Raw genomic sequence first — 21627 nt, 5'->3', positions numbered from 1 at the left:
AGATGAGATTTCCCATTACGTTAAGTAAGTAAGACCCCTTAGAGATGATGAGGTTGATAGGTCTCGGGTGGAAGCGTGGCGACACGTGGAGCTGAGAGATACTAATCGGTCGAGGACTTATCCAAATGAATAAAGCGTTGAATTCATCTAGCCATTATCCAGTTTTGAGAGAACCACTCTCAATTTAATAAGGATTTATTAAAATACAGTAAAATTGTTAGAAGCGAGAAGTTCGAAGCTTATCACAATTTTAATAGTCTAGTGGCGATAGCGAAGAGGTCACACCCGTTCCCATGCCGAACACGGAAGTTAAGCTCTTCAGCGCCGATGGTAGTTGGGGGCTTCCCCCTGTGAGAGTAGGACGTCGCTAGGCACAAAGCACAATCCAAATGGGTTGTGCTTTTTTAGTATGAAAAAAGGATGAGTAAGCTTCAGGCGGTGAAGAGCTTTGGCTCGAAGAGGCAACCCCTTCAAAGGATCAGCCGATGGAAACAACGTGTGAAAGGTTCGAAGCGAGACAACATGTTGCCCTGTGAGAGGAAACCTTTCTTTTCGTAGAACAACATGAGGGGCATCGAAGGTGAGACTTCATGGATTACGTCCTCGTAGGAAAGAAAGGTTTAAAGGGACGTCGCTAGGCACAAAGCACAATCCATATCATTTATTTTCAACTTCGGTCAATTTATTTTTAACTTTAGTCTATTTATTTTCAACGTTGCCGATTTTTCATTCAACTTTTTCACTTTATCGATTTCTCGACAAAAACCTACAAAATTCATCACTTCTACGATGAAAAGATCGTAGAGAACCATACGACAAACCTAATTTACACATTAATCTTAACTCATCGGCAGCGAGGATAACTCATCGGTTATTACGTTCCCGTATGAAGAAAAGAACATTAGGTAGAAGGCACAACAATACGGTTTTGTGCTTTTTTAGTGTTAAAAATGACTAAAGAATACGTTTCATCAATATATCATCGAGTTACGCCGATATATTGAAAATCATGTCTTTATCAAGCTACATATATAACAGCATAAAAAAATGCACTTTCCGTGTAAGACAGACACAATGCGATAAAGGGGAACATATAGTAAAGAATAGGCCTAGGTATTTGCTCACAAAAGTAAAAGAATATTTTAAAAAATGTATAGTTTTCGATCAACTTGTCCATTAATTCATAATGGGGGTGATTGTTATCGATAACTTAAAGGTAACGAATACAGGTCACAAGCAATGTGTCGTATGTGATCAGGAGAAAAGTGAAGGAATTCATTTGGTTGAACAATTTATTTGTGAAGATTGTGAAAGGCAGATTGTACTAACAGACCCAGATGACTTGTTCTATCATTACTACTTAAAGAAGATGAAAAAGATAAAGATACCAACAATTAATTAAAAGAGGCTGACTCAAATATTGTGTCATACATCTTATATGCGAAGTGAAGCGCCCAGGAGAGGCCTTCATTATCGTATATGTTTTAGAAGATGAGACACGTATGAGTCAGCCTTTAGTATTTATTGAATTTAAAACACTTTTATGTACAGTGTGGCAGGCATATTTTGATGAAATGCTTTATAATAGAAACCAAATATATTACAAAGGAATGCCATATGACAAATCAACAATTGACGCCGCTTTTTTCAAAGCTGATGGAACATCTTCATAAAAAGTCTTATTCATTTCACGTTCCTGGGCATAAGTGGGGGAGTGTATTTCCTGAAATTGGAAGGGGATCATTTGCTTCCATACTAAAACTCGATGCGACAGAACTGAATGGATTAGATGATCTCCATGATGCGCAAACCATTATAAAAGAAGCCCAACAATTATTAGCAGATGCATATGGTGCAGCATCATCCTATTTTTTAGTGGGTGGCTCAACGGTTGGGAATTTAGCGATGATCCTATCTGTTTGTAAAAAAGATGAGATCATTCTCGTTCAAAGAGACAGTCACAAGTCAGTAATGAATGGCATACAATTAGCACAAGCAACACCCATTTATTTAACACCGAATTACGATGAAGATACTAGATTATCAACAGGTGTCAGCTTGGAGACGGTTATCGAAGCTATTCAAACTTATCCTAAGGCGAAAGCACTTTTTTTAACGAATCCGAGTTATTACGGGATTACGACAAATTTAGAAGAAATCATTAAAACAGCTCATCAGAGTAATATCCCAGTACTTATTGATGAAGCACATGGTGCTCACTTTGGATTGGGAGAAGGGTTGCCAGCGGCAGCGCTCAGTCAAGGTGCAGATGTTGTCGTGCAGTCGGCACATAAGACGTTACCGGCAATGACGATGGGTTCTTTCTTACATGTTAACAGTGCATTCATCTCTAACGAAAAAATAGCGTACTATTTACAAGTACTCCAATCTAGCAGCCCTTCGTATCCCATATTGGCATCTTTAGATTTAGCCAGATATTATGCAGCGAATCTAAATCAAGAAGAAATATCGGCGATTGTAGAAAGCAGTCAACAGTTTAAAAATCAACTAAAAGAAATTCCTCAGATCACTGTTGTTGAGTTGAAGGAAAGTGCTTCTTTGACAACAGATCCATTAAAGATTACTTTAAGAACGAACTGTGAATTAACTGGAATAGAAATTCAACGCTTATTAGAAGAAAAGAATATATATATAGAGTTAGCAAACGAGGAGTTATTGCTTCTTGTATTACCTTTGGCACCTTTTAAAGAGACCCAATCTATCCTGCCAGTGCTTAAAAGTGTTTTAAAGCCATATAAGGTGAAAGAAAGAATAAGCAGTCATCAAAAAGTAGAATTACAACGACTTTCATCACTCAATTTAACACAAGAAGCAATGAGCAGTTATGATACGAAAAATGTACGTTTAGAGGATTCAGCAGGTTATCTGATTGCAGAACCAATTATTCCCTATCCACCAGGTGTGCCGATTTTGATACCAGGCGAAACTATAACTGAAGAAAAGATTGCAACTATTTTAAAACTAATCAATGCAGAAACCCGCTTTCAAGGTCATACGAACTTAAAAGAAACGGGAGTTAAAGTTTTTATTATAGATGAGAGAAAAGAGGACGAAGAATGAGAAAGGGTTTATTTATTACAGCAGAGGGTGGAGAAGGCGCTGGGAAAACATCCGCTTTATCGAAAATATATGACTATTTAATAGATAACGGCTACGATGTTGTCATGACAAGGGAGCCAGGTGGAATTAAAATCTCTGAGGAAATCCGTTCGGTGATCTTGAATGAAAAACATACTGAAATGGATGGAAGAACGGAAGCATTACTATACGCTGCTGCAAGACGACAGCATTTAGTAGAGAAAATCGTTCCAGCCTTAGAAGAAGGCAAGATTGTTCTGTGTGATCGTTTTATTGATAGTAGTTTAGCATATCAAGGGTTTGCTAGAGGTATTGGTTTTGAGAATATATTAATGATTAATAAAATGGCTATAGATGAATACTGGCCGGATTTAACACTTTATTTTAGAGTCGATCCGGAAGTCGGCTTAGCAAGAATTGCAAAAGATAAAGGCAGAGAAGTGAATCGTCTGGACCAAGAAAATGAGACTTTTCATAAGAAAGTGCTCCAAGGCTATGATCAGCTAACGAAATTGTATAAAGACCGCATACAAGTCGTTAATGCCAATGAATCTTTTGAAAGCGTGTATTCCAGCGCTCTTCTAATGATCGAACAACATTTAGAGAAGCGTTAAATAAAGACTGAGGAGGTATGTGTAGTGAAGTTAATTATAGCTGTTGTCCAAGATAAAGATAGTAATCGCCTGTCAGAGGCACTAGTAAAGACGGACTACCGAGCAACGAAACTTGCAAGTACAGGTGGTTTTTTAAAAGCAGGAAATACGACTTTTTTAATTGGGACTGAAGATGAGAATGTCGATGATGTATTGGAAATCATTAAGGACAATTGTAAAAGCAGGGAACAACTAGTGGCCCCTATTTCACCAATGGGCGGAAATGCCGACTCGTATGTTCCTTATCCAGTAGAGGTGCAAATTGGTGGTGCAACGGTATTTGTTTTACCAGTTGAACAGTTCGAGCAATTTTAAAATAAAAGGTGTTGGGAATTAATGACGTGGGAGCAGCTTAATCAAACTCAACATAAGGTTGTCCAAATATTAACGAATAGTATTACTAAAGATCGCTTAACCCATGCCTATGTTTTTGAGGGAAGCAGAGGTACAAGGAAAATGGAAGTCGCTCTGCAACTAGGGAAAAGTTATTTTTGTAAAGAAAAAACGACTGCTGAACCGTGTGGTCAGTGCTCGGATTGTAAACGGGTCGCTTCTGGAAATCATCCCGATGTTCACCTGATCTCACCCGATGGGCAATCCATTAAAAAACAGCAAGTAGAATTACTGCGAACTGAGTTTTCTTACCGTGGAATGGAATCAAGTCAGAAGTTTTATATTATTAAACATGCAGAGAAAATGACTCCAAGTGCTGCAAATAGCTTGCTTAAGTTTCTTGAAGAACCTGAAGCACCTACTATTGCAGTGCTTCTTACTGAAAATTTACATCAAATGTTAAATACAATTATTTCACGAAGTCAAGTCTTATCCTTTACGCCGCTTTCTAATAGAGAGATGGAAAAGGTGTTAGTAGATGAAGGTCTATCACGCCCTATAGCAAAAATTCTTACGGAAATGACTTCCAATCTAGAAGATGCACGCCAACTTTGTCAGGAAGACTGGATTGTACAAGCACGTAATGTAGTGTTACAATTAACGGAAGAGGTCTATTCTCGCCCCCAGCAAATGTTCTTTACCCTTCAAGAAAAGTGGTTACCGCACTTCAAAGGAAAAGAAGAGCTTGGGTTAGGAATTGATTTATTGCTCTTATGGTATAGAGATTTATTATACACACAGCTTGGTGAAAAAGATGGTCTGATTTTTGTAGATCAACTGGAACGCCTTGACCACCAAGCGTTATATAGCTCACAAGAGAAAATTTCCAGACAAATGTCGGCTATTTTTGATGCAAAGAGACATCTGAGTTCAAATGTAAATCCGCAATTATTAATGGAGCGGCTTTTGCTCAGATTACAGGAGGGATAGTTGATAGTGCATCATGTCGTAGGTGTTCGCTTTAAAAAAGCGGGTAAAATTTATTACTTTTCCCCTGGTGAATTCGAGTTACCTAAAGGTGAATGGGTAATTGTCGAAACATCAAGAGGGGTGGAATATGGAAGGGTAGTCATTGAAAAAAAGGAAGTCGATGATAACGATGTCGTTCTTCCGTTAAAGCAAGTTCTTCGTATTGCTGATGAAAAAGACAAACTAATTGTCAATGAGAATAAAGAAGCCGCGAAGAAAGCTTTCAATGTTTGCCAAGAAAAAATAATAGAACATCAACTAGATATGAAGCTTGTTGATGTAGAATATACGTTTGACCGCAATAAAGTTCTGTTTTATTTTACAGCTGATGGAAGAATTGACTTCAGGGAGCTTGTAAAAGACTTAGCAGCTATATTTAGAACCCGAATTGAATTACGTCAAATTGGTGTTCGAGATGAAGCCAAAATGCTAGGTGGAATTGGTCCATGCGGGCGAGTTCTTTGCTGTTCATCGTTTTTAGGCGATTTCGAACCTGTCTCAATTAAAATGGCTAAAGATCAAAACTTGTCGTTAAATCCGGCAAAAATTTCAGGGTTATGTGGTCGTCTCATGTGTTGTTTAAAATATGAAAATGATCATTATGAGTCTGTTAAACAATCTTTACCTGATATTGGGAAAGAAATTAAAACGCCAAATGGACGAGGTAGAGTAGTGGGGCTTAACATTTTAGAGCGTATTATTCAAGTTGAGTTATTTGAACAACAACGAATCGTTGAATTCACACTTGAAGAGCTTTTTGAAGAAACGGTTTCGACCCAAGTCACAGAGTAATGAGGTGGGAAACGTGGATAAAAAGGAGATTTTCTCACAAGTTAGTTCAATTGAAGAGCGAATTGGCGGTTTACACGATGAACTCCGCGGTTTAAAGGAACAGCTTGCGCTACTCATTGAGGAAAACCACTATTTAAAGGTGGAGAATGAGAATTTAAGAAAACGCCTTAATGAAACAGTTGAACAAGAAGAAGCGATTGAAGAAAGAGATCCTGCGAAGAAGAAACCAGTAGGTGAAGGGTATGATAATTTAGCTAGGTTGTACCAAGAAGGGTTCCACATTTGTAGTACGGATTACGGTAGTATCCGTAAAGATGATTGTCTCTTTTGCTTATCATTTTTTAATCAAAAATAATCGAACAGCTATTTAGGATGACTCAAAAATGTTTGATCTGTTGTTTACAATAAAGCCTTGCTAATTACAGCAGGGTTGTAGCAGAAGGTCTGGACATTTTACTGGGTCATCTTTTTTTTAGAGTTATAATTGTGAGTGTTAGTGTACAATAGGACTAACGCAATGAAATCTGGAGGAAGTAATGGTTACAATACATACGAGTGAAAGAATAGATTATTTACCCAACCGGTCCTTGCAAATTATACAGGCTAGTGACGTATTTTCATTTTCAATGGATGCCGTTTTACTAGCTAAGTTCGCTTATGTCCCGATCCAAAAAGGAAAGATTATCGATTTATGTACAGGAAACGGGATCATCCCATTTATGTTAAGTACGAGAAGTAAAGCCTCGATTACTGGGGTAGAAATTCAAGAAAGATTATATGATATGGCTGTTCGGAGTAATGAACTTAACCAACTTTCTAGTCAGATCGATTTTGTTCAAGCCGATATTAAGTCATTGCCTCCAGAAATTTTAGGTCAAGAATACGATCTGGTCACATGCAACCCACCTTATTTTGAGAAAAAAGAATTATCCGATCGCAATGTAAATATACATTTTCAAATAGCACGGCATGAGATTTATTGCACATTAGAAGATGTTATACAAGTCTGTTCAAAATTAGTAAGACAAAAGGGAAAGGTTGCTCTCGTTCATCGACCAGAAAGGCTGACGGATATCTTTGAGCAGATGAGAAAATATCGAATTGAACCTAAACGAGTTCAGTTTGTTCAACCGAAGGCTAATAAAGAAGCCAATATTGTGCTAGTTGAAGGAATTAAAGACGGGAAACCTGGCGTTAAATGTTTACCGACTATTATCGTCTATGAAGATGAAAAAACGTATACGAAGGAGTTTCAAGCCATCTATTATGGGTAATCATTATGTATATATGATTCGGTGTCAAGATGACTCGCTCTATACAGGATATACCAATAATATTGAGCGCAGAATCCAAATGCACGAAGCTGGAAAAGGAGCAAAGTACACTCGCGGGAAGGGCCCATTTGTACTTGAATTTTGTCAGGAGTATTTGACGAAAAAGGAAGCGATGCAATCAGAATATGCGATCAAACAACTTTCAAAACGAGACAAAGAGCGTTTAATACAAGAAGGGAAGTTAAATGATGTGGCAGCAAAAGAGCTTTGAAGAAAAAGAAGAAGATATAGGAAGTTTGTATTTAATACCAACTCCTATCGGGAACTTAGAAGATATGACGTTTCGAGCGGTCAAAATTTTAAAAGAAGTAGATGTCATTGCAGCAGAAGATACGAGACAAACGAAAAAATTATGCCTTCATTTTGATATCGATACTAAACTTGTAAGTTATCATGATCATAATAAACGAGGGAGCGGGGAGAAGTTACTCCAAACTCTAAGAGAAGGACGAAATGTGGCTTTAGTAAGTGATGCAGGCACACCTGCTATTTCAGATCCTGGTTATGAACTCGTTGTAGATTGTCTAGCAGAAGAAATTTCAGTTATTCCTTTACCAGGAGCAAATGCAGCCATTACAGCTTTAATTGCGTCAGGACTTAATACACAGCACTTTTACTATTATGGTTTTTTAAATCGACAAAAAAAAGAGCGGAAAAAGGAATTAGAGCAGTTAAAGAATATTCAAGTTCCGCTTATTTTTTATGAATCTCCTCATCGTTTAGAAGAGATGTTAAAGCATGTGCTAGAACAATTAGGTGATAGGAAAATAGCCATTTGTCGCGAACTAACTAAGAGATACGAGGAATTTATTCGTGGAACAATATCTGAGGTCATTGAATGGAGTCAATCTTCCCAGGTCAGAGGGGAATTTTGTGTAGTTGTCGATGGAGCAAGTGAAGTACTGCTCACAGAAGACGTATGGTGGGAGAACTTTTCAATAAATGAACATGTTGAACATTATATAGAAGAGAAGCAGATGAGTAGTAAGGAAGCCATTAAGGAAGTAGCTAAAGAAAGGCAGTTACCGAAGCGTGATGTGTATGCAGAATACCATAAGTAAAAAAGAGAAGGCTCTGCATTTGCAGAGCCGCGTTTTTTATATCAACTTATTTATTCGTTTTTTCTAAGTAACTAGAAAGCTCATCAATGATTGCTTTAGCACCTTGAGGACTTAAGATGATTTTTCCGTCAGCAATTGAAAGGTTGTCATCAGATACTTCCCCAGTAATTTGACAAGTCATATTTGGCTTATATTTCTTTAAAATAATACGGTCGTTATCAACATAAATCTCTAATGCATCTTTCTCTGCAATATCAAGTGTACGGCGAAGCTCAATTGGAATAACTACCCGTCCTAACTCATCAACTTTACGAACAATACCTGTAGATTTCATGTTCTTTTCTCCTCCCAATGTTTGGTTATATCTTGTTTTATTGATGTCATTTTTCGACAAAATTCTTTATAAACCAAGAATACCAGTGTTTCCAAAACAAGTCAATTCATTTTTTTTACAAATTTAAGTATATCGCTAGTAATTTTTTCTAATTTTTATGTTAAGTTGTTGTATAACAAGGGTTTTAAAATGAGAGGTGAGTGTGGTTGTTAGAAGTACAAAGACATTTAATAGAAAAAATGACAAAAATGGATAGTGAACTGCGTATGAAATATGGAAATAAGCAAAGTGTTAATTCGACAATTCGACAAAGTTTATTCGACAAAAATGGACAGTTTCGACAAATGTCTCGTAGTGAAGCTGATTTTTTGTCGAACTGGATTGCCGAACTAGAGGTAGCAGCTGTTGATGGTTCGGTTAATCAGACAAAAGGTGAATATCCTCATGTTATCTATTTCTTTCAAGCACTGGCACGAACCATTAAAGGAAAAGAAAAATGGGAATTTGATCTATACACTCCTTTGCTGGAAGAAGTCGAAGAAACGATTGAAGAGGAAATTGAAAGTCAAAAGCGAGTCCGTTCATCAAAAATGGCTGAATTAGAATTGATGGTGGCTAAAGCGATGATGGAAGAAGGATCTATCAAACTTATTTTAATGGATGGTTCACTTACACATTATGCCATTGATGCACCAAAACTTTGGCAAGAAGTAAGAGAGCTGGCGCTTTTGAATAATGTTCTTATCGCCGGTGTTACAGAGGAAGTAGGTACAAGCTTTTTGTATCAGGTTTTAGAGCTGGAGTTTAATGAAGCACAGGGTCAACAGTTGGTGTATGACCGAGATTTGTTATTTGGTGTATTAAAGCAAGGTGAGATGTTGTTTCTTGAAAAAGCTCAACATAAACCCCATGTGCATACAGCATGGCTGAGGCCTTCGACGGATCCAGCTGTAATTGGTGTCGATGTATTAATTGAACAAACAGAAGAAATCAATCGAATTTGTGACTTTATTTTCTCGATTACTCCGAAAGAGGGAAGAGGAATTCCCTTATTTCTAGATATGGTTGATCGCGATGTGCGTATTACTGATAAGTTAGTAGAAGCTTTAGTCGAACAGTATATTGATCCGGAACTTATTCGACGTTTATTCTCACCGAAACGAACACATAGATTATATTGATAAAAGGGAGAGGGTAGTATGCAAGTAGTTGGTATAACGACACAACATGAAATATATGTTGTCTCAAAAGAACATAAATTTAGAATTAATGAAATTTTGCTCATTGAAGATGATAGCCTTGGAAATCCAATGGGTGAAGTCGTAGAAACCTTTTCCTATAATCGCTTTATTCCGATGGGGTATGACAAAGGAATTGTGGATGCTCAGGTGTTAAAGACACTAGAACAACTAGGGTATGATATCGGTGCGGACGAGATCAATCTCTCTAAAGTGAGGTTATTTGAAGAAGCGATCCAACCGATTCAAACGGGTGCTACTGTAAGAACTCCCGAATTTGCCGAAGTTCAACATTTTTTAGTAAAAGTACAACCTCAGGAGGGCTTAGTGTTAGGTGAAATAAGAAGTACAGATCATTTAGTGGAAACGTTACCCTCTAACCTTAAGCAGCTTATGAAAATTCAAGAACAAGAAGTGGAACGTGACCAAAATGGAGTACCTTTTATTTTTGATATAAAAGCAATGCAACAATACCCGCATATTGGTGTGTTTGGTGGATCTGGTTCTGGAAAATCTTTTGGTTTACGAGTGATGTTAGAAGAAATCATGAAACAATCGATTCCTGCAATCGTATTCGACCCTCACTTTGAAATGAACTTCAGTCATTTTTCAGACGGGATGAATGGAATAGATTATCGTACTAAATACGTATCAGTGCAAATTGGAAGAGATGTAGGGGTTGATTTTAGTTCTTTAACAACGAGAGATATTGAACGTCTTCTCGGTGCTGCTGGTTCTTTAACAGAATCGATGGTAAACGTGATCCAAAGTGTACATAAGCGAAAAGACAGTTACCAATCGTTTAGTGACCGCATAGCTAATCTAGTGGATGCTTTGGAGTTAGGTAAACAGAAAGTAGAAGCATTTATTTATGATGGCAATGGTTTGTCTCGTGAGCAGCTGGAACAATATGATACGTATCAAAAACTTTTAAATCAGTTTGGCAGCTTGCCTTTGTCTTCGGTGAAAGGAATTCAATGGCGTTTAAACCGGTTATATCAATCTGGTTTGTTTCAACATAACATCCGTGCCATTGAAGAAGGCTTGAATAGTGGTAAATTAGTAGTCATCCAAGGTTCGGTTTGGCTATTGCAAGTATTCTCCAGCTTTGTCATTGGAGTACTTTATACGAAAAGAAGAACGTATAGAGACGCTAAACTACAAAATGAACAAGGAACCTTTTTCCCGCCATTTGTGATCGTAACTGATGAGGCTCATAATTTTGCTCCAAAAGGATATGATGCTCCTGCCAAAAGTGTATTAAAAGAAATAGCGCAAGAGGGACGAAAATATGGGGTGTTTCTTATTTTTGCGACACAACGACCGACTCTATTAGATGAAACGATTACAGCTCAATTAAACTCAAAATTTGTATTTCGGACGGTTCGTGGTACAGATATTCAAACGATAAAGGAAGAAACCGATTTAACACACGAAGAAGGAAAAAGACTGCCGTATTTGCGTTCTGGAGATGTTTTTGTTTCGTCTGCTATTTTTGGGAGAACGCTGGCAATTCGGATTCGCCTTGCAGATACGACGAGCCCGCATGTCCTAAATCCTTTTGATGAATTAAAGGAAATGAGTCATCAGGAAGATGAAGGTGTGCTAGAGGTGATACAGTCTCTTCTCCCATTATCAGAAACGGCATTAATTCGTCACACCGATGAAATCAATCAAACTCTTGGGAAAAGCTGGGATGTGGCTCAACTCAAAAGAGAGTTAGAACAATTAGCGGAAAAAGGGAAACTGAAAAAGGTCAAAAATCCATTTGCCACAATCTATGATCGACCTTGACATTAGCTGTATTTATTCGGTATATTTTTTGGTGAGATGTGGAAGAACTTAAATGAAAGAAATGAATAACACTTCCGATGAACGGATGAGTATAATAGGTCGACTATTTAGCGAGGACGCTAAGACAGAGAGCTGGGGTAGCTGGGAACCAGTATAGTCACTATTAGAAGATGGTCCAGTGAGGAATTGCTTTCGAGTTAGACACACTAATAAGGGAGCAACGTACTCTAGCGTTACTAGAGAAGTCAAACGACTTATTGAGCCTGTTCTTGTGAAAGAATGGGGAAATAGGGTGGTACCACGTGAGTTCGCTCTCGTCCCTTGCTGGATGAGGGCTTTTTTATATGTTCAGCTCCTTTCTTAAACAGTACATAAAGGTAGCGATTACCTAAAGCCTATTTTAGTTTGAGTGAAGGTGGAACACAAGCTTCTTATTGTAAAGTTTTATTGAAGAAATTGAAAGGGCAGTAAAGAAAACTAACTAAGTGGAGGACGTTTTGAATGAGTGAAAAAAAGACATTTTATATTACAACACCAATTTATTATCCGAGTGATAAGCTGCATATTGGTCATGCGTATACAACGGTAGCCGGAGACGCGATGGCACGTTATAAGCGTTTACGTGGCTATGATGTCATGTATTTAACAGGTACTGATGAGCACGGTCAAAAAATCGAAAGAAAAGCAGAAGAAAAAGGCGTGACACCCCAACAATTTGTCGATGAAATTGTAAGTGGTATTCAGGATTTATGGAAGAAACTAGATATTTCATATGATGACTTTATTCGTACGACAGAAGACCGACATAAAGATGTAGTTGCTAAGATTTTCGAACAGTTACTTGCTCAAGGTGATATTTATTTAGATGAATATGAAGGATGGTACTCCATTCCAGATGAGACTTTTTACACGGAACACCAACTCGTTGATCCAGTTATGGAAGATGGTAAAGTAATCGGTGGAAAAAGTCCCGACAGCGGGCACCCTGTAGAAAAAGTTCGCGAACAATCGTACTTTTTCCGTATGAGTAAATATGCTGATCGCTTGTTGAAGTTCTATGAAGATAATCCGCAGTTTATCCAACCAGAGTCACGAAAAAATGAAATGGTTAATAATTTCATTAAACCGGGATTAGAAGATTTAGCTGTGTCTCGTACGTCATTTGAATGGGGTGTAAAAATCCCAAGCAACCCCAAACATGTCGTTTATGTTTGGATTGACGCTCTTTCCAATTACATTACAGCTCTTGGTTATGGAAGTACGAATGATGAGAAATATAAACAATACTGGCCTGCGGATGTTCACCTTGTTGGGAAGGAAATTGTTCGTTTCCACACGATCTACTGGCCGATTATGTTAATGGCCCTTGATTTACCGTTGCCGAAAAAAGTGTTTGGTCACGGTTGGTTACTAATGAAAGACGGCAAAATGTCGAAGTCAAAAGGAAATGTGGTCGATCCGGTACCACTAATTGACCGCTACGGCTTAGATGCACTTAGATACTATTTATTACGAGAAGTTCCATTCGGTTCAGATGGTGTATTTACGCCGGAAAGCTTTGTAGAGCGAGTCAATTATGATTTAGCGAATGATCTTGGTAATTTATTAAATCGTACGGTTGCCATGATTAACAAGTACTTTGACGGGCAATTGCCTTCTTATGTGAAGGATGGGACACCGTTTGATTCAAGCTTAGTCGAACTCGTAGATGCTACAGTTGAAAAAGTGGAAAATGCAATGGAAGATATGGAGTTTTCAGTTGCACTTTCAGCGATCTGGCAGCTTGTAAGCCGAACAAATAAATACATTGATGAAACACAACCTTGGGTATTAGCAAAGAACGAAGATGAAAAGGAAAAGCTGGGAGCTGTTATGTATCACCTGGCTGAGTCTTTACGCTATATCTCTATTTTAATTCAGCCGTTTATGACAGAAACACCTAAAAAGGTATGGCAGCAATTAGGGTTAGCCGAAAACATAACGACTTGGGATTCAATTCAAGCATTTGGCCAAATTCCTTCGGGGACGACTGTATCCAAAGGTGAGCCTATTTTCCCGCGTCTCGATGTCGAAGAAGAAGTGAAGTATATTGTTGAAATGATGGGTGGTTCACTAGTAAAAGATGAACCAAAACCTGAGACACCTAAAAATGAGGTCGATGAAACAGAAGAAATTACAATTGATGACTTTATGAAAGTGGATTTACGTGTGGCGGAAGTCATCAAAGCAGAACCTGTGAAAAAAGCAGATAAGTTATTAAAAATTCAACTTGACCTCGGCTACGAACAAAGACAAGTGGTTTCTGGTATTGCGAAATATTATTCTCCAGAAGATTTAGTCGGACGTAAAGTTATTTGTGTGACGAACTTAAAGCCAATTAAACTTCGTGGTGAAATGTCTAAGGGAATGATCTTAGCTGCTTCTGAAGGCGATCAACTTACACTTGCTTCAGTTGACCAGTCGATGCCGAACGGCGCAAAAGTAAAATAATAGAAAACAATACTTAGGGTTAGGGTAAGCTTTTAAATGACGGCTTACTCTTACCCTTTTTTAAAAAGTGATGTTTCCAACAATGTTTTATTTCAATAATAGTTAGTTTCGCAGTATTTAAACAACGAGAGGATGAAAAAGAATGTTATTTGATACACATGTTCACCTTAATGCGGATCAGTTTGAAGAAGACCGCGCGGAAGTAATCGAACGTGCGCAAGAAGCTGGAGTTACTCACATGGTAGTTGTCGGCTTTGATGAGAAGACGATAAAAGGAGCTTTAGAAATCGCTGAGAAGTATGAGAACATCTATGCAGCTGTAGGATGGCACCCAGTCGATGCAATAGATATGACAGATCAGCACTTAGCTTGGTTAGAAGAGTTGGCCGCACATCCGAAAGTAGTTGCCTTAGGTGAGATGGGTCTTGATTACCATTGGGATAAATCACCTAAGGACGTTCAGAAAGAAGTATTCCGGAAACAAATTCGCTTAGCGAAAAAAGTGAACCTGCCAATCATTATTCATAATCGTGAAGCGAGTCAAGATATTGTTGATATTCTAAGAGAAGAAGAAGCTTCACAAGTCGGCGGGATTATGCACTGCTTTAGTGGGAGTGTTGAAATTGCAAAAGCATGCCTAGACATGAATTTCCATATCTCCTTCGGGGGACCTGTAACTTTTAAAAATGCGAAAAAGCCTAAAGAAGTTGCTGTTGAAGTCCCGCTAGATCGTTTGTTAATTGAAACAGATTGTCCATTTTTAGCGCCTCATCCGTATCGTGGAAAGCGAAATGAACCGGCCTATGTTGAACTCGTTGCCAAACAAATTGCCGAGTTAAAAGAAATGACATATGAGGAACTGACAAAACAAACAATGGACAATGCAAAAAAGTTATTTAACATAATTTGATAGAATATTCTGTCGAATGTTGGGAGGGCTTGTCTAAATTTTCTTTTGTTCGTATGAGTTCTACAATGAAGCGGGCTTGCATACATTGAACTTGTCGATAAATATTTGTTTCCTTCAGGCGGATTTTTATGGATAATAGTTGTTATGAGGGAAACAAATTGACATTATACTAGTTGACAAAAGGAGGTGAAGTGTTTATAATTCGTACCTTAAGAAGGGGGAAGATTAAACATGGAACCCAGTAGGATAAGCTCGCTTTTTTCTAACCTAAATTTTGGGAAAAAGCTGACGATCTCCATACTATGTTTTGTCCTAGTTATCGGGACAATGAGCTTTGCAATCTATGAAACAACGAAAGCGAATGTAACGGTAACTGCAGATGAAGAAGAAGTGACAATTCGCACTCATGCCAATACTGTTGCTGAGGTAATGGAAGAACTCGGATATGTCGTAGGCGAATACGATGAGTTAGAACCAGCCATTAGTGAAAAGATTACAGGAAATATGTCCATAAGTTGGAAAATAGCTAAAGAAATCAATGTAGCTATCAACGGTGATGAAAAGCAGGTCTGGACAACTGCTGATAGTGTAGAAGATTTAATTGCTCAATTAGATATTACAGTTAAAGAACATGATAAAATCAGTCCTAGCTTAAATACAGAAATTCAACCTGAAATGAATGTTACGTATGAATCTGCTTTTATGGTAAGAGTCACAAGTGACGGGGAAGAACATGAAGTATGGACAACTTCGACTACTGTCGCTGACTTTTTAGAAAAAGAATCGATCACCCTAGGTGAGCTGGATCGGGTTGAACCAGCTTTGGAAGACATACTTAATACTGAAGAAGAAATTAAGGTAGTTAGAGTAGAAAAAGTCACCGATGTAGTGGAAGAGACTGTAGCATTTGCCACAGTAACGAAAAATGACAGTTCGTTACAAAAAGGAAAAGAGAAAGTCGTAGATTCGGGGCAAAGTGGTCTTGTTGAAAAGCATTATGAAGTTGTCTTAGAAGATGGAAAGGAAGTCTCTAGAGAGTTGATTAAGACAGAGACGACAAGAGAAAGTAAGGATCGAGTAGTCGCAGTAGGAACACGACAACCGACTCCGACAGTTTCTCGTGGAAGTTCTCCAACACAGACTTCAACTAGTCAGTCAAGCCCAAGTCAATCGAGCCCAAGTGGTAAAACACTAAGGGTATCTGCAACTGCTTATACAGCTAATTGCAGTGGCTGCAGCGGTATTACAGCAACTGGTATCAATTTAAAAAATAATCGTAATATGAAAGTAATTGCGGTCGATCCTAATGTCATTCCTCTCGGATCAAGAGTCCATGTCGAAGGTTATGGTACAGCTATAGCTGGAGACACAGGTGGCGCGATTCGCGGGAATAAAATTGATGTTCATGTTCCGACGAAAGCGGATGCATTCAACTGGGGCAGAAGGACAGTCACGATTACCATTTTAGATTAACTCGATGAGCACAGAGACATCTCTGTGCTTTTTCTGTTTGCCATCTATACCATCCATAAATAGATAAGTGGATAAAGATAAATACTAACAAGAAAAGCGGAAGCGGTCGTTAAACGGCGTAAGGACTGGAGCGTCTTGAGCCGAAGTATTGTACTTATAGCTAGTCAAGGAATGCCCCTGACAGCACCGTAGATAGACCCAGCAGCCTCTCTTTGTGAACTCGCATCACAAGCAATGTTTTAAATGTTGGAATTATTTAGCGGACTGAGAGGACGCTATTTTATCGAAAACCACCATATTTCAGTAATTAGAGGACTGAGAAGCCCTTATTTGACTAAAATCACGTAAGAACAGCATGATTATGAGTAAATAAGGGCCTTAGAGTCCGCTTAAACTCAAAAAAAGCATTTTTAGCAAAAATAAGGGCCTCAGAGTCCGCAAGTTCAAGCTCAACAATGCAAATTAGGATTGAAGAAGCAAAGAGAAGCCAGTCGCTCTAAAATAAACAAGAAAAGTGGCAGGTGACGTGTTAGTCAACGCCACCGAACAGTCGCTGCAACTAACATTACATTAGAGGTACTCAGCAGATGTCGCTCCCCTGCTATCACTAAAATACAGGTACGCCTCTTGTAGGTAACTCCACTCAAAAATAGTGCTGTGCATTCAACAGTATGAGCTAGGAATAGCTATATAATATACTTTAATATTTGTCTTTACTTATTAGACGTTCTATACTATAAAAAGTTTCATTTTTTCGGAGGATTTTTTATGAAAATTAAAGAAGTAATCGTCGTTGAAGGGAGAGATGACACGGTTGCGGTTCAACGTGCGGTTAATGCAGATACGATTGAAACGAACGGATCAGCAATTGGAGAGGCGGTCATTCACCGAATTCAATTAGCCCAAGCCCGCAGAGGTGTCATTATTTTAACCGACCCTGATTACCCAGGAGAGCGAATCAGGCATATTGTGAGTCAACGGGTTCCAGGGTGTAAACATGCTTTTTTACCTAAAGCGGATGCCATTTCAAAAAGTGGAAATGATTTAGGGGTTGAAAATGCGACGCCTGAAGCTATCCGACAAGCTTTAGCTAATGTAAAGCAGGAGTTTGAAAACCCGCAAGAAGAAATCACCTGGCAGGATCTAATTGATGGCGGATTGATTGGCGGGGCGCAATCCCGTGACCGCAGAGAACGGATTGGATCCGTTCTTAAAATTGGTTATGCTAATGGGAAACAGCTACATAAACGACTACACGTTTTTCAAATTACAAAAGAGGAATTTTCACAAGCGTTACAACAGGTGCTTGAGGAGGAAAATAATGATTAAAGACATTGCAACGCCAATACGAACGAGAGCCATACTAGAGAAATATAAGTTTTCATTTAAGAAAAGTTTAGGGCAAAACTTTTTAATCGATCTAAATATATTAGCGCGTATTCTAGATGCAGCAGGCGTGAACGAACAAGTAGGAGCGATTGAAATAGGACCGGGAATAGGGGCTCTTACAGAACAATTAGCGAAGCGTGCTGATAAAGTGGTAGCTTTTGAAATTGATCAACGTCTACTCCCGGTTTTAGGAGATACGCTGTCTCCGTATGATAACGTCAAAATTATTCATTCAGACGTTCTAAAAGCAGATGTAAGCCAAGTCATGAGGGAGGAGTTCAAAGAGGGACAAGACGTAATGGTTGTCGCAAATCTTCCGTATTATGTAACAACTCCTATACTGATGAAGCTGTTAGAAGAAAAGTTGCCGATTAAAAGAATTGTTGTTATGATCCAAAAAGAAGTGGCTGATCGAATTGCAGCTAAGCCGGGCTCGAAAGATTATGGTTCTTTATCAATTGCTGCTCAATATTATGCAAAAGCTGAAACTGTTTTTACTGTTCCCAAAACAGTCTTTGTTCCACAACCGAATGTAGAGTCTGCCGTATTAAGGTTAACTATTCGTGAGGAGCCGCCAGTTGAAGTTGAAGATGAAAGTTTCTTTTTCGAAGTGATTAGATCCAGTTTTGCTCAACGCCGGAAAACGATTTTTAATAATCTTACACATCATTTCGGAAAAGATCGTAAAGAACAAATTGAGGTAGCACTGACAACTGCTAGTGTCGATCCAAAGCGCCGTGGAGAAACACTGTCTATTGAGGAATTTGCGCAACTAAGTAACGAATTGATCGGATTATTAAAAGGTTAAATAAATTAGACTGGTAACTAAAAACTAAAGCACCCTTTCACTCCTTCTCACATAGGCTAATTGGTGAGGAGGAGTTTTTTATGAAGTTGAAGGTAGGGCAGATTGTAGGCCGGAAATCATATCAATGTGATATTTTATTTCGGATTTCTTCTATAAACGGTAATGTTGCAGAATTATATGGAGAAGATGTACGTCTTGTTGCAGACGCACCTGTAGACGATTTAGTTGCGATTACTGAGGATGAGCATAGAGAAAGAAGGAAAAAAGAAAAAGAAAAAGAGGATAACTGCTATTATCTGTTTCGCCAAGACAGTCGCGTTATAAAAAAGCGAGGCGATTATGAAGCGACTTCAGGTTATAGTACCGAACCTTCCTATTTTGAAATTCGAGGTCGAGTCCTCCATATTGATGGAGACTCGATGTATTTAAGAAAGTGTATGGAACTTTATGAAAAACTAGGTGTGCCTGTTTACGGTGTGCATGTTGTTGAAAAAGAAATGCCTCAACAAATCGATTCACTTTTAGAAATGGTACGACCTGATATTTTAGTTATAACAGGTCATGATGCCTATTTAAAAACACGAGGAAACCAAAAAGATATAAAAGGATACCGTCATTCCAAGTATTTTGCAGAAACGGTAAGGATAGCCCGTAAAAGAGTTCCAAGCCTCGACGATCTCGTAATATTCGCTGGAGCTTGTCAATCTCACTTTGAAACATTAATAAAAGCAGGATCAAATTATGCAAGTTCTCCTGAGCGTATAAATATCCATGCGTTAGATCCCGTTTATATTGTTGCAAAAATCAGCTTGACGCCATTTATGGACCGAGTAAATGTATGGGATGTATTAAAAAATACAATTACTGGCGAGCGTGGACTTGGAGGAATAGAAACAAAAGGTTTTATGAGAAGAGGTATGCCGATCTCTGATTATGAGGACGAACAGTAAAGTGTCGAATGGTGTCTACGTGCCTTATTAGCTTTATAGTTGCGATCAACAACCTTGTAACTATAGGCTGTGATGAGGGCGAGGCACTTTTCGTTTATACGTATTGAAAATTCATACATATATTTAGAAAAATGAGGAATAATACGATTTATTAAAGATGTTAGAAAAAAAAGTACAAGCAGTCAAATAAATATTATTGACAAAATTCTTGTCTAATTGATATAATTTTAAATTTATTTGACAAAAAATGTTGGATCATGTATACTATTGTATAGTGAGGTGGGGTGTTTAAATGGCGAAAACGTTGCTGGATATTAAACGTGAACTGGATGAAAATGTTGGAAAACGGATTGCGATTAAGGCAAATGGTGGAAGAAGAAAAACCATTGAACGGACAGGCTTTTTAGAGGAAACATATCCATCTGTATTTATTATTAAACTCGATGAGCAGCAAAATGCTTTTGAACGAGTATCGTATAGTTATGCAGATATCTTGACAGAGACAGTAGAACTTACGGTTTTTGAGGAAGAAGAAACAGGTCATTCTGTGCAAGTATAATCGTAGGAATGTCATATTATTATAAATTAGCTTTCCGGGTTAAATCGGGAGGCTATATTTATTTTCTGGTAAAAGATGATACATAAAAGAGAATTTCATATTTGTGCCTGGAAAGACTCATAATATAAACGTCTCACCATCTATTACAGACAACAAAGGAGTTGTTTTACCATGGGCAGAAGACGAGGGGTTATGTCGGATCGCTTTAAAGAAGAGCTTGCGAAGGAGCTTGGCTTCTATGATGTCGTCCAACAAGAAGGATGGGGCGGTATTCGTGCTCGCGATGCAGGTAATATGGTAAAAAGAGCTATTGAAATTGCTGAAAAACAATTGGTAGCTAAGCAACAGAATTAGATGGGAGACAGCCGAAGCGTTCGCTTCGGCTTGTTTTATAAAAATAATGTTGGATTTGGCATTTAGTTATCGAAAATGGTAAAATAACGTAAGTGTTTGGAATTCGGTCAAGGTAGAAGGTGGATTAGGGTGGAGTTAAAAATATCGGTGAAGGCACCTGCTAAAATTAATTTATCATTAGATGTTCTAAGAAAGAGGGAAGACGGTTATCATGAAGTAGAAATGGTGATGACAACTGTTGATTTGGCAGATCGTATCGACCTTGTACATTTGGAGACAGATCAAATCATTGTCGATGTATCTGAAGGCTTTGTTCCTAACGATGAGCGGAACCTTGCTTATCAGGCAGCTAAAATCTTAAAAGAGCGTTACAACATTAATAAAGGTGTTTCAATATACATAACCAAACGAATACCCGTCGCAGCTGGACTAGCAGGCGGCAGCAGTGATGCTGCAGCAACGTTAAGAGGGCTTAATGAATTATGGCAATTAAATCTTTCTCTTGATGAACTTGCGTCGATCGGTACGGAAATCGGTTCAGATGTTGCCTTTTGTGTGTATGGAGGAACTGCTTTAGCTACAGGCAGGGGCGAAATCATTGAAAGGATTCCTTCGCCGCCACCTTGTTGGGTTGTTTTAGCAAAACCCCCAATAGGAGTTTCTACGGCTGAAGTATACGGAAAGCTTAAAGTTGATCAAATTACTCATCCAGATACGAAAGCAATGGTAAAGGCGATTGAGGAAAAGAACTTTACTGAGATATGCTCGTTACTACATAACGTGTTAGAAGATGTGACGTTTAAAGCTTATCCAGAAGTTAAGCATATTAAAGCACAAATGGAGCGCTTTGGAGCAGATGGCGTCCTTATGAGTGGAAGCGGTCCGACCGTCTTTGGACTTGTTCTAAAAGAGTCTCGATTAAATCGTATTTATAACGGTCTTCGAGGATTTTGTAGCAATGTATATGCCGTTCGTTTAATTAGTCAACAACACCTTGATAAAAACCGTACAAAAGTGTAATATTTAT

General features: G+C 38.3%; 22 protein-coding genes and 2 rRNA genes. 23 read left to right on the top strand and 1 reads right to left on the bottom strand.

Annotated features, from left to right (window positions below; all coding sequences use genetic code 11):
• The 12 genes from N7Z68_RS22040 to rsmI form a co-directional block, all read left to right on the top strand.
• A 23S ribosomal RNA gene (locus N7Z68_RS22040) occupies positions 1–125 on the top strand; the annotation flags it as partial.
• Positions 126–257: 132 nt separating this feature from the next.
• Positions 258–373 (top strand): 5S ribosomal RNA (rrf, locus tag N7Z68_RS22035).
• Positions 374–1192: 819 nt separating this feature from the next.
• Positions 1193–1402 carry a sigma factor G inhibitor Gin gene (locus N7Z68_RS22030; RefSeq protein ID WP_275120604.1) on the top strand — a complete coding sequence of 70 codons (210 nt, stop codon included), beginning with the start codon at positions 1193–1195 and terminating at the stop codon, positions 1400–1402.
• A gap of 215 nt (positions 1403–1617) precedes the next feature.
• Positions 1618–3081, top strand: a complete 1464-nt coding sequence (locus N7Z68_RS22025; RefSeq protein ID WP_275120603.1) for an aminotransferase class I/II-fold pyridoxal phosphate-dependent enzyme — start codon at positions 1618–1620, stop codon at positions 3079–3081.
• Positions 3078–3713: a dTMP kinase gene (gene tmk, locus N7Z68_RS22020; protein ID WP_275120602.1), complete on the top strand. Its 636-nt coding sequence runs from the start codon at positions 3078–3080 to the stop codon at positions 3711–3713. Before N7Z68_RS22025 ends, tmk begins: the two co-directional genes overlap by 4 nt.
• A gap of 24 nt (positions 3714–3737) precedes the next feature.
• A complete protein-coding gene (gene darA / locus N7Z68_RS22015) occupies positions 3738–4067 on the top strand; it encodes a cyclic di-AMP receptor DarA (RefSeq protein ID WP_275120601.1) in 330 nt (109 codons plus the stop codon).
• A gap of 21 nt (positions 4068–4088) precedes the next feature.
• Positions 4089–5075, top strand: coding sequence for a DNA polymerase III subunit delta' (gene holB / locus N7Z68_RS22010; RefSeq protein WP_275120600.1), 987 nt, complete (start codon positions 4089–4091; stop codon positions 5073–5075).
• A 6-nt stretch (positions 5076–5081) separates the two neighbouring features.
• Positions 5082–5906, top strand: coding sequence for a PSP1 domain-containing protein (locus tag N7Z68_RS22005; protein ID WP_275120610.1), 825 nt, complete (start codon positions 5082–5084; stop codon positions 5904–5906).
• 13 nt (positions 5907–5919) lie between these two features.
• Positions 5920–6261: a DNA replication initiation control protein YabA gene (gene yabA / locus N7Z68_RS22000; RefSeq protein WP_275120599.1), complete on the top strand. Its 342-nt coding sequence runs from the start codon at positions 5920–5922 to the stop codon at positions 6259–6261.
• A gap of 181 nt (positions 6262–6442) precedes the next feature.
• Positions 6443–7180 (top strand): tRNA1(Val) (adenine(37)-N6)-methyltransferase, encoded by a 738-nt coding sequence (locus tag N7Z68_RS21995; RefSeq protein WP_275120598.1) that lies wholly within the window; start codon positions 6443–6445, stop codon positions 7178–7180.
• Positions 7173–7451 (top strand): GIY-YIG nuclease family protein, encoded by a 279-nt coding sequence (locus tag N7Z68_RS21990; protein WP_275120597.1) that lies wholly within the window; start codon positions 7173–7175, stop codon positions 7449–7451. The genes N7Z68_RS21995 and N7Z68_RS21990 overlap by 8 nt, the downstream gene beginning before the upstream one ends.
• Positions 7429–8301: a 16S rRNA (cytidine(1402)-2'-O)-methyltransferase gene (rsmI, locus tag N7Z68_RS21985; RefSeq protein WP_275120609.1), complete on the top strand. Its 873-nt coding sequence runs from the start codon at positions 7429–7431 to the stop codon at positions 8299–8301. Before N7Z68_RS21990 ends, rsmI begins: the two co-directional genes overlap by 23 nt.
• A gap of 46 nt (positions 8302–8347) precedes the next feature.
• On the opposite strand, the gene abrB is transcribed toward rsmI, so the two are convergent.
• A complete protein-coding gene (abrB, locus tag N7Z68_RS21980; protein ID WP_275120596.1) occupies positions 8348–8635 on the bottom strand; it encodes a transition state genes transcriptional regulator AbrB in 288 nt (95 codons plus the stop codon).
• Between the two features lie 206 nt (positions 8636–8841).
• Here abrB and N7Z68_RS21975 point away from each other — a divergent pair, with 206 nt between their 5' ends.
• The 11 genes from N7Z68_RS21975 (at position 8842) to ispE (ending at position 21620) form a co-directional block, all read left to right on the top strand.
• Entirely contained in the window at positions 8842–9816 is a 975-nt protein-coding gene (locus tag N7Z68_RS21975) for a DNA double-strand break repair nuclease NurA (RefSeq protein ID WP_275120595.1), read from the top strand.
• 18 nt (positions 9817–9834) lie between these two features.
• A complete protein-coding gene (locus N7Z68_RS21970) occupies positions 9835–11667 on the top strand; it encodes an ATP-binding protein (protein WP_275120594.1) in 1833 nt (610 codons plus the stop codon).
• Between the two features lie 501 nt (positions 11668–12168).
• Positions 12169–14157 (top strand): methionine--tRNA ligase, encoded by a 1989-nt coding sequence (gene metG / locus N7Z68_RS21965; protein WP_275120593.1) that lies wholly within the window; start codon positions 12169–12171, stop codon positions 14155–14157.
• Positions 14158–14299: 142 nt separating this feature from the next.
• Positions 14300–15067, top strand: coding sequence for a TatD family hydrolase (locus N7Z68_RS21960; protein WP_275120592.1), 768 nt, complete (start codon positions 14300–14302; stop codon positions 15065–15067).
• Positions 15068–15298: 231 nt separating this feature from the next.
• The gene (locus N7Z68_RS21955; RefSeq protein ID WP_275120591.1) at positions 15299–16540 is read left to right on the top strand and encodes a G5 and 3D domain-containing protein; all 1242 of its coding nucleotides are present in this window, start codon (positions 15299–15301) and stop codon (positions 16538–16540) included.
• Positions 16541–17308: 768 nt separating this feature from the next.
• Positions 17309–17869 carry a ribonuclease M5 gene (gene rnmV, locus N7Z68_RS21950; RefSeq protein WP_275120590.1) on the top strand — a complete coding sequence of 187 codons (561 nt, stop codon included), beginning with the start codon at positions 17309–17311 and terminating at the stop codon, positions 17867–17869.
• Positions 17862–18737 carry a 16S rRNA (adenine(1518)-N(6)/adenine(1519)-N(6))-dimethyltransferase RsmA gene (gene rsmA, locus N7Z68_RS21945; RefSeq protein ID WP_275120589.1) on the top strand — a complete coding sequence of 292 codons (876 nt, stop codon included), beginning with the start codon at positions 17862–17864 and terminating at the stop codon, positions 18735–18737. The genes rnmV and rsmA overlap by 8 nt, the downstream gene beginning before the upstream one ends.
• Positions 18738–18817: 80 nt before the next feature.
• Positions 18818–19687, top strand: a complete 870-nt coding sequence (yabG, locus tag N7Z68_RS21940) for a sporulation peptidase YabG (protein WP_275120588.1) — start codon at positions 18818–18820, stop codon at positions 19685–19687.
• Between the two features lie 292 nt (positions 19688–19979).
• Positions 19980–20246, top strand: a complete 267-nt coding sequence (veg, locus tag N7Z68_RS21935) for a biofilm formation stimulator Veg (RefSeq protein WP_275120587.1) — start codon at positions 19980–19982, stop codon at positions 20244–20246.
• A gap of 171 nt (positions 20247–20417) precedes the next feature.
• Positions 20418–20600 carry a small, acid-soluble spore protein, alpha/beta type gene (locus N7Z68_RS21930; RefSeq protein WP_275120586.1) on the top strand — a complete coding sequence of 61 codons (183 nt, stop codon included), beginning with the start codon at positions 20418–20420 and terminating at the stop codon, positions 20598–20600.
• A 129-nt stretch (positions 20601–20729) separates the two neighbouring features.
• Positions 20730–21620 (top strand): 4-(cytidine 5'-diphospho)-2-C-methyl-D-erythritol kinase, encoded by an 891-nt coding sequence (ispE, locus tag N7Z68_RS21925; protein WP_275120585.1) that lies wholly within the window; start codon positions 20730–20732, stop codon positions 21618–21620.
• Positions 21621–21627: the final 7 nt, after the last annotated feature.

The organism is Alkalihalobacterium chitinilyticum (assembly GCF_029028005.1).
Taxonomy (GTDB): domain Bacteria; phylum Bacillota; class Bacilli; order Bacillales; family Bacillaceae_F; genus Alkalihalobacterium; species Alkalihalobacterium chitinilyticum.
The sequence above is the reverse complement of the archived record's forward strand: the minus strand, read 5'-3'. Positions and strand labels throughout refer to the sequence as shown.

Bases quoted from the DNA above. Each gene is read 5' to 3' on its own strand.
- N7Z68_RS22025 (WP_275120603.1), top strand. From the start codon at position 1,618: ATGACAAATCAACAATTGACGCCGCTTTTTTCAAAGCTGATGGAACAT.
- tmk (WP_275120602.1), top strand. From the start codon at position 3,078: ATGAGAAAGGGTTTATTTATTACAGCAGAGGGTGGAGAAGGCGCTGGG.
- holB (WP_275120600.1), top strand. From the start codon at position 4,089: ATGACGTGGGAGCAGCTTAATCAAACTCAACATAAGGTTGTCCAAATA.
- N7Z68_RS21995 (WP_275120598.1), top strand. From the start codon at position 6,443: ATGGTTACAATACATACGAGTGAAAGAATAGATTATTTACCCAACCGG.
- N7Z68_RS21990 (WP_275120597.1), top strand. From the start codon at position 7,173: ATGGGTAATCATTATGTATATATGATTCGGTGTCAAGATGACTCGCTC.
- rsmI (WP_275120609.1), top strand. From the start codon at position 7,429: ATGTGGCAGCAAAAGAGCTTTGAAGAAAAAGAAGAAGATATAGGAAGT.
- abrB (WP_275120596.1), bottom strand. From the start codon at position 8,635: ATGAAATCTACAGGTATTGTTCGTAAAGTTGATGAGTTAGGACGGGTA.
- N7Z68_RS21970 (WP_275120594.1), top strand. From the start codon at position 9,835: ATGCAAGTAGTTGGTATAACGACACAACATGAAATATATGTTGTCTCA.
- metG (WP_275120593.1), top strand. From the start codon at position 12,169: ATGAGTGAAAAAAAGACATTTTATATTACAACACCAATTTATTATCCG.
- N7Z68_RS21960 (WP_275120592.1), top strand. From the start codon at position 14,300: ATGTTATTTGATACACATGTTCACCTTAATGCGGATCAGTTTGAAGAA.
- N7Z68_RS21955 (WP_275120591.1), top strand. From the start codon at position 15,299: ATGGAACCCAGTAGGATAAGCTCGCTTTTTTCTAACCTAAATTTTGGG.
- rnmV (WP_275120590.1), top strand. From the start codon at position 17,309: ATGAAAATTAAAGAAGTAATCGTCGTTGAAGGGAGAGATGACACGGTT.
- rsmA (WP_275120589.1), top strand. From the start codon at position 17,862: ATGATTAAAGACATTGCAACGCCAATACGAACGAGAGCCATACTAGAG.
- yabG (WP_275120588.1), top strand. From the start codon at position 18,818: ATGAAGTTGAAGGTAGGGCAGATTGTAGGCCGGAAATCATATCAATGT.
- veg (WP_275120587.1), top strand. From the start codon at position 19,980: ATGGCGAAAACGTTGCTGGATATTAAACGTGAACTGGATGAAAATGTT.
- N7Z68_RS21930 (WP_275120586.1), top strand. From the start codon at position 20,418: ATGGGCAGAAGACGAGGGGTTATGTCGGATCGCTTTAAAGAAGAGCTT.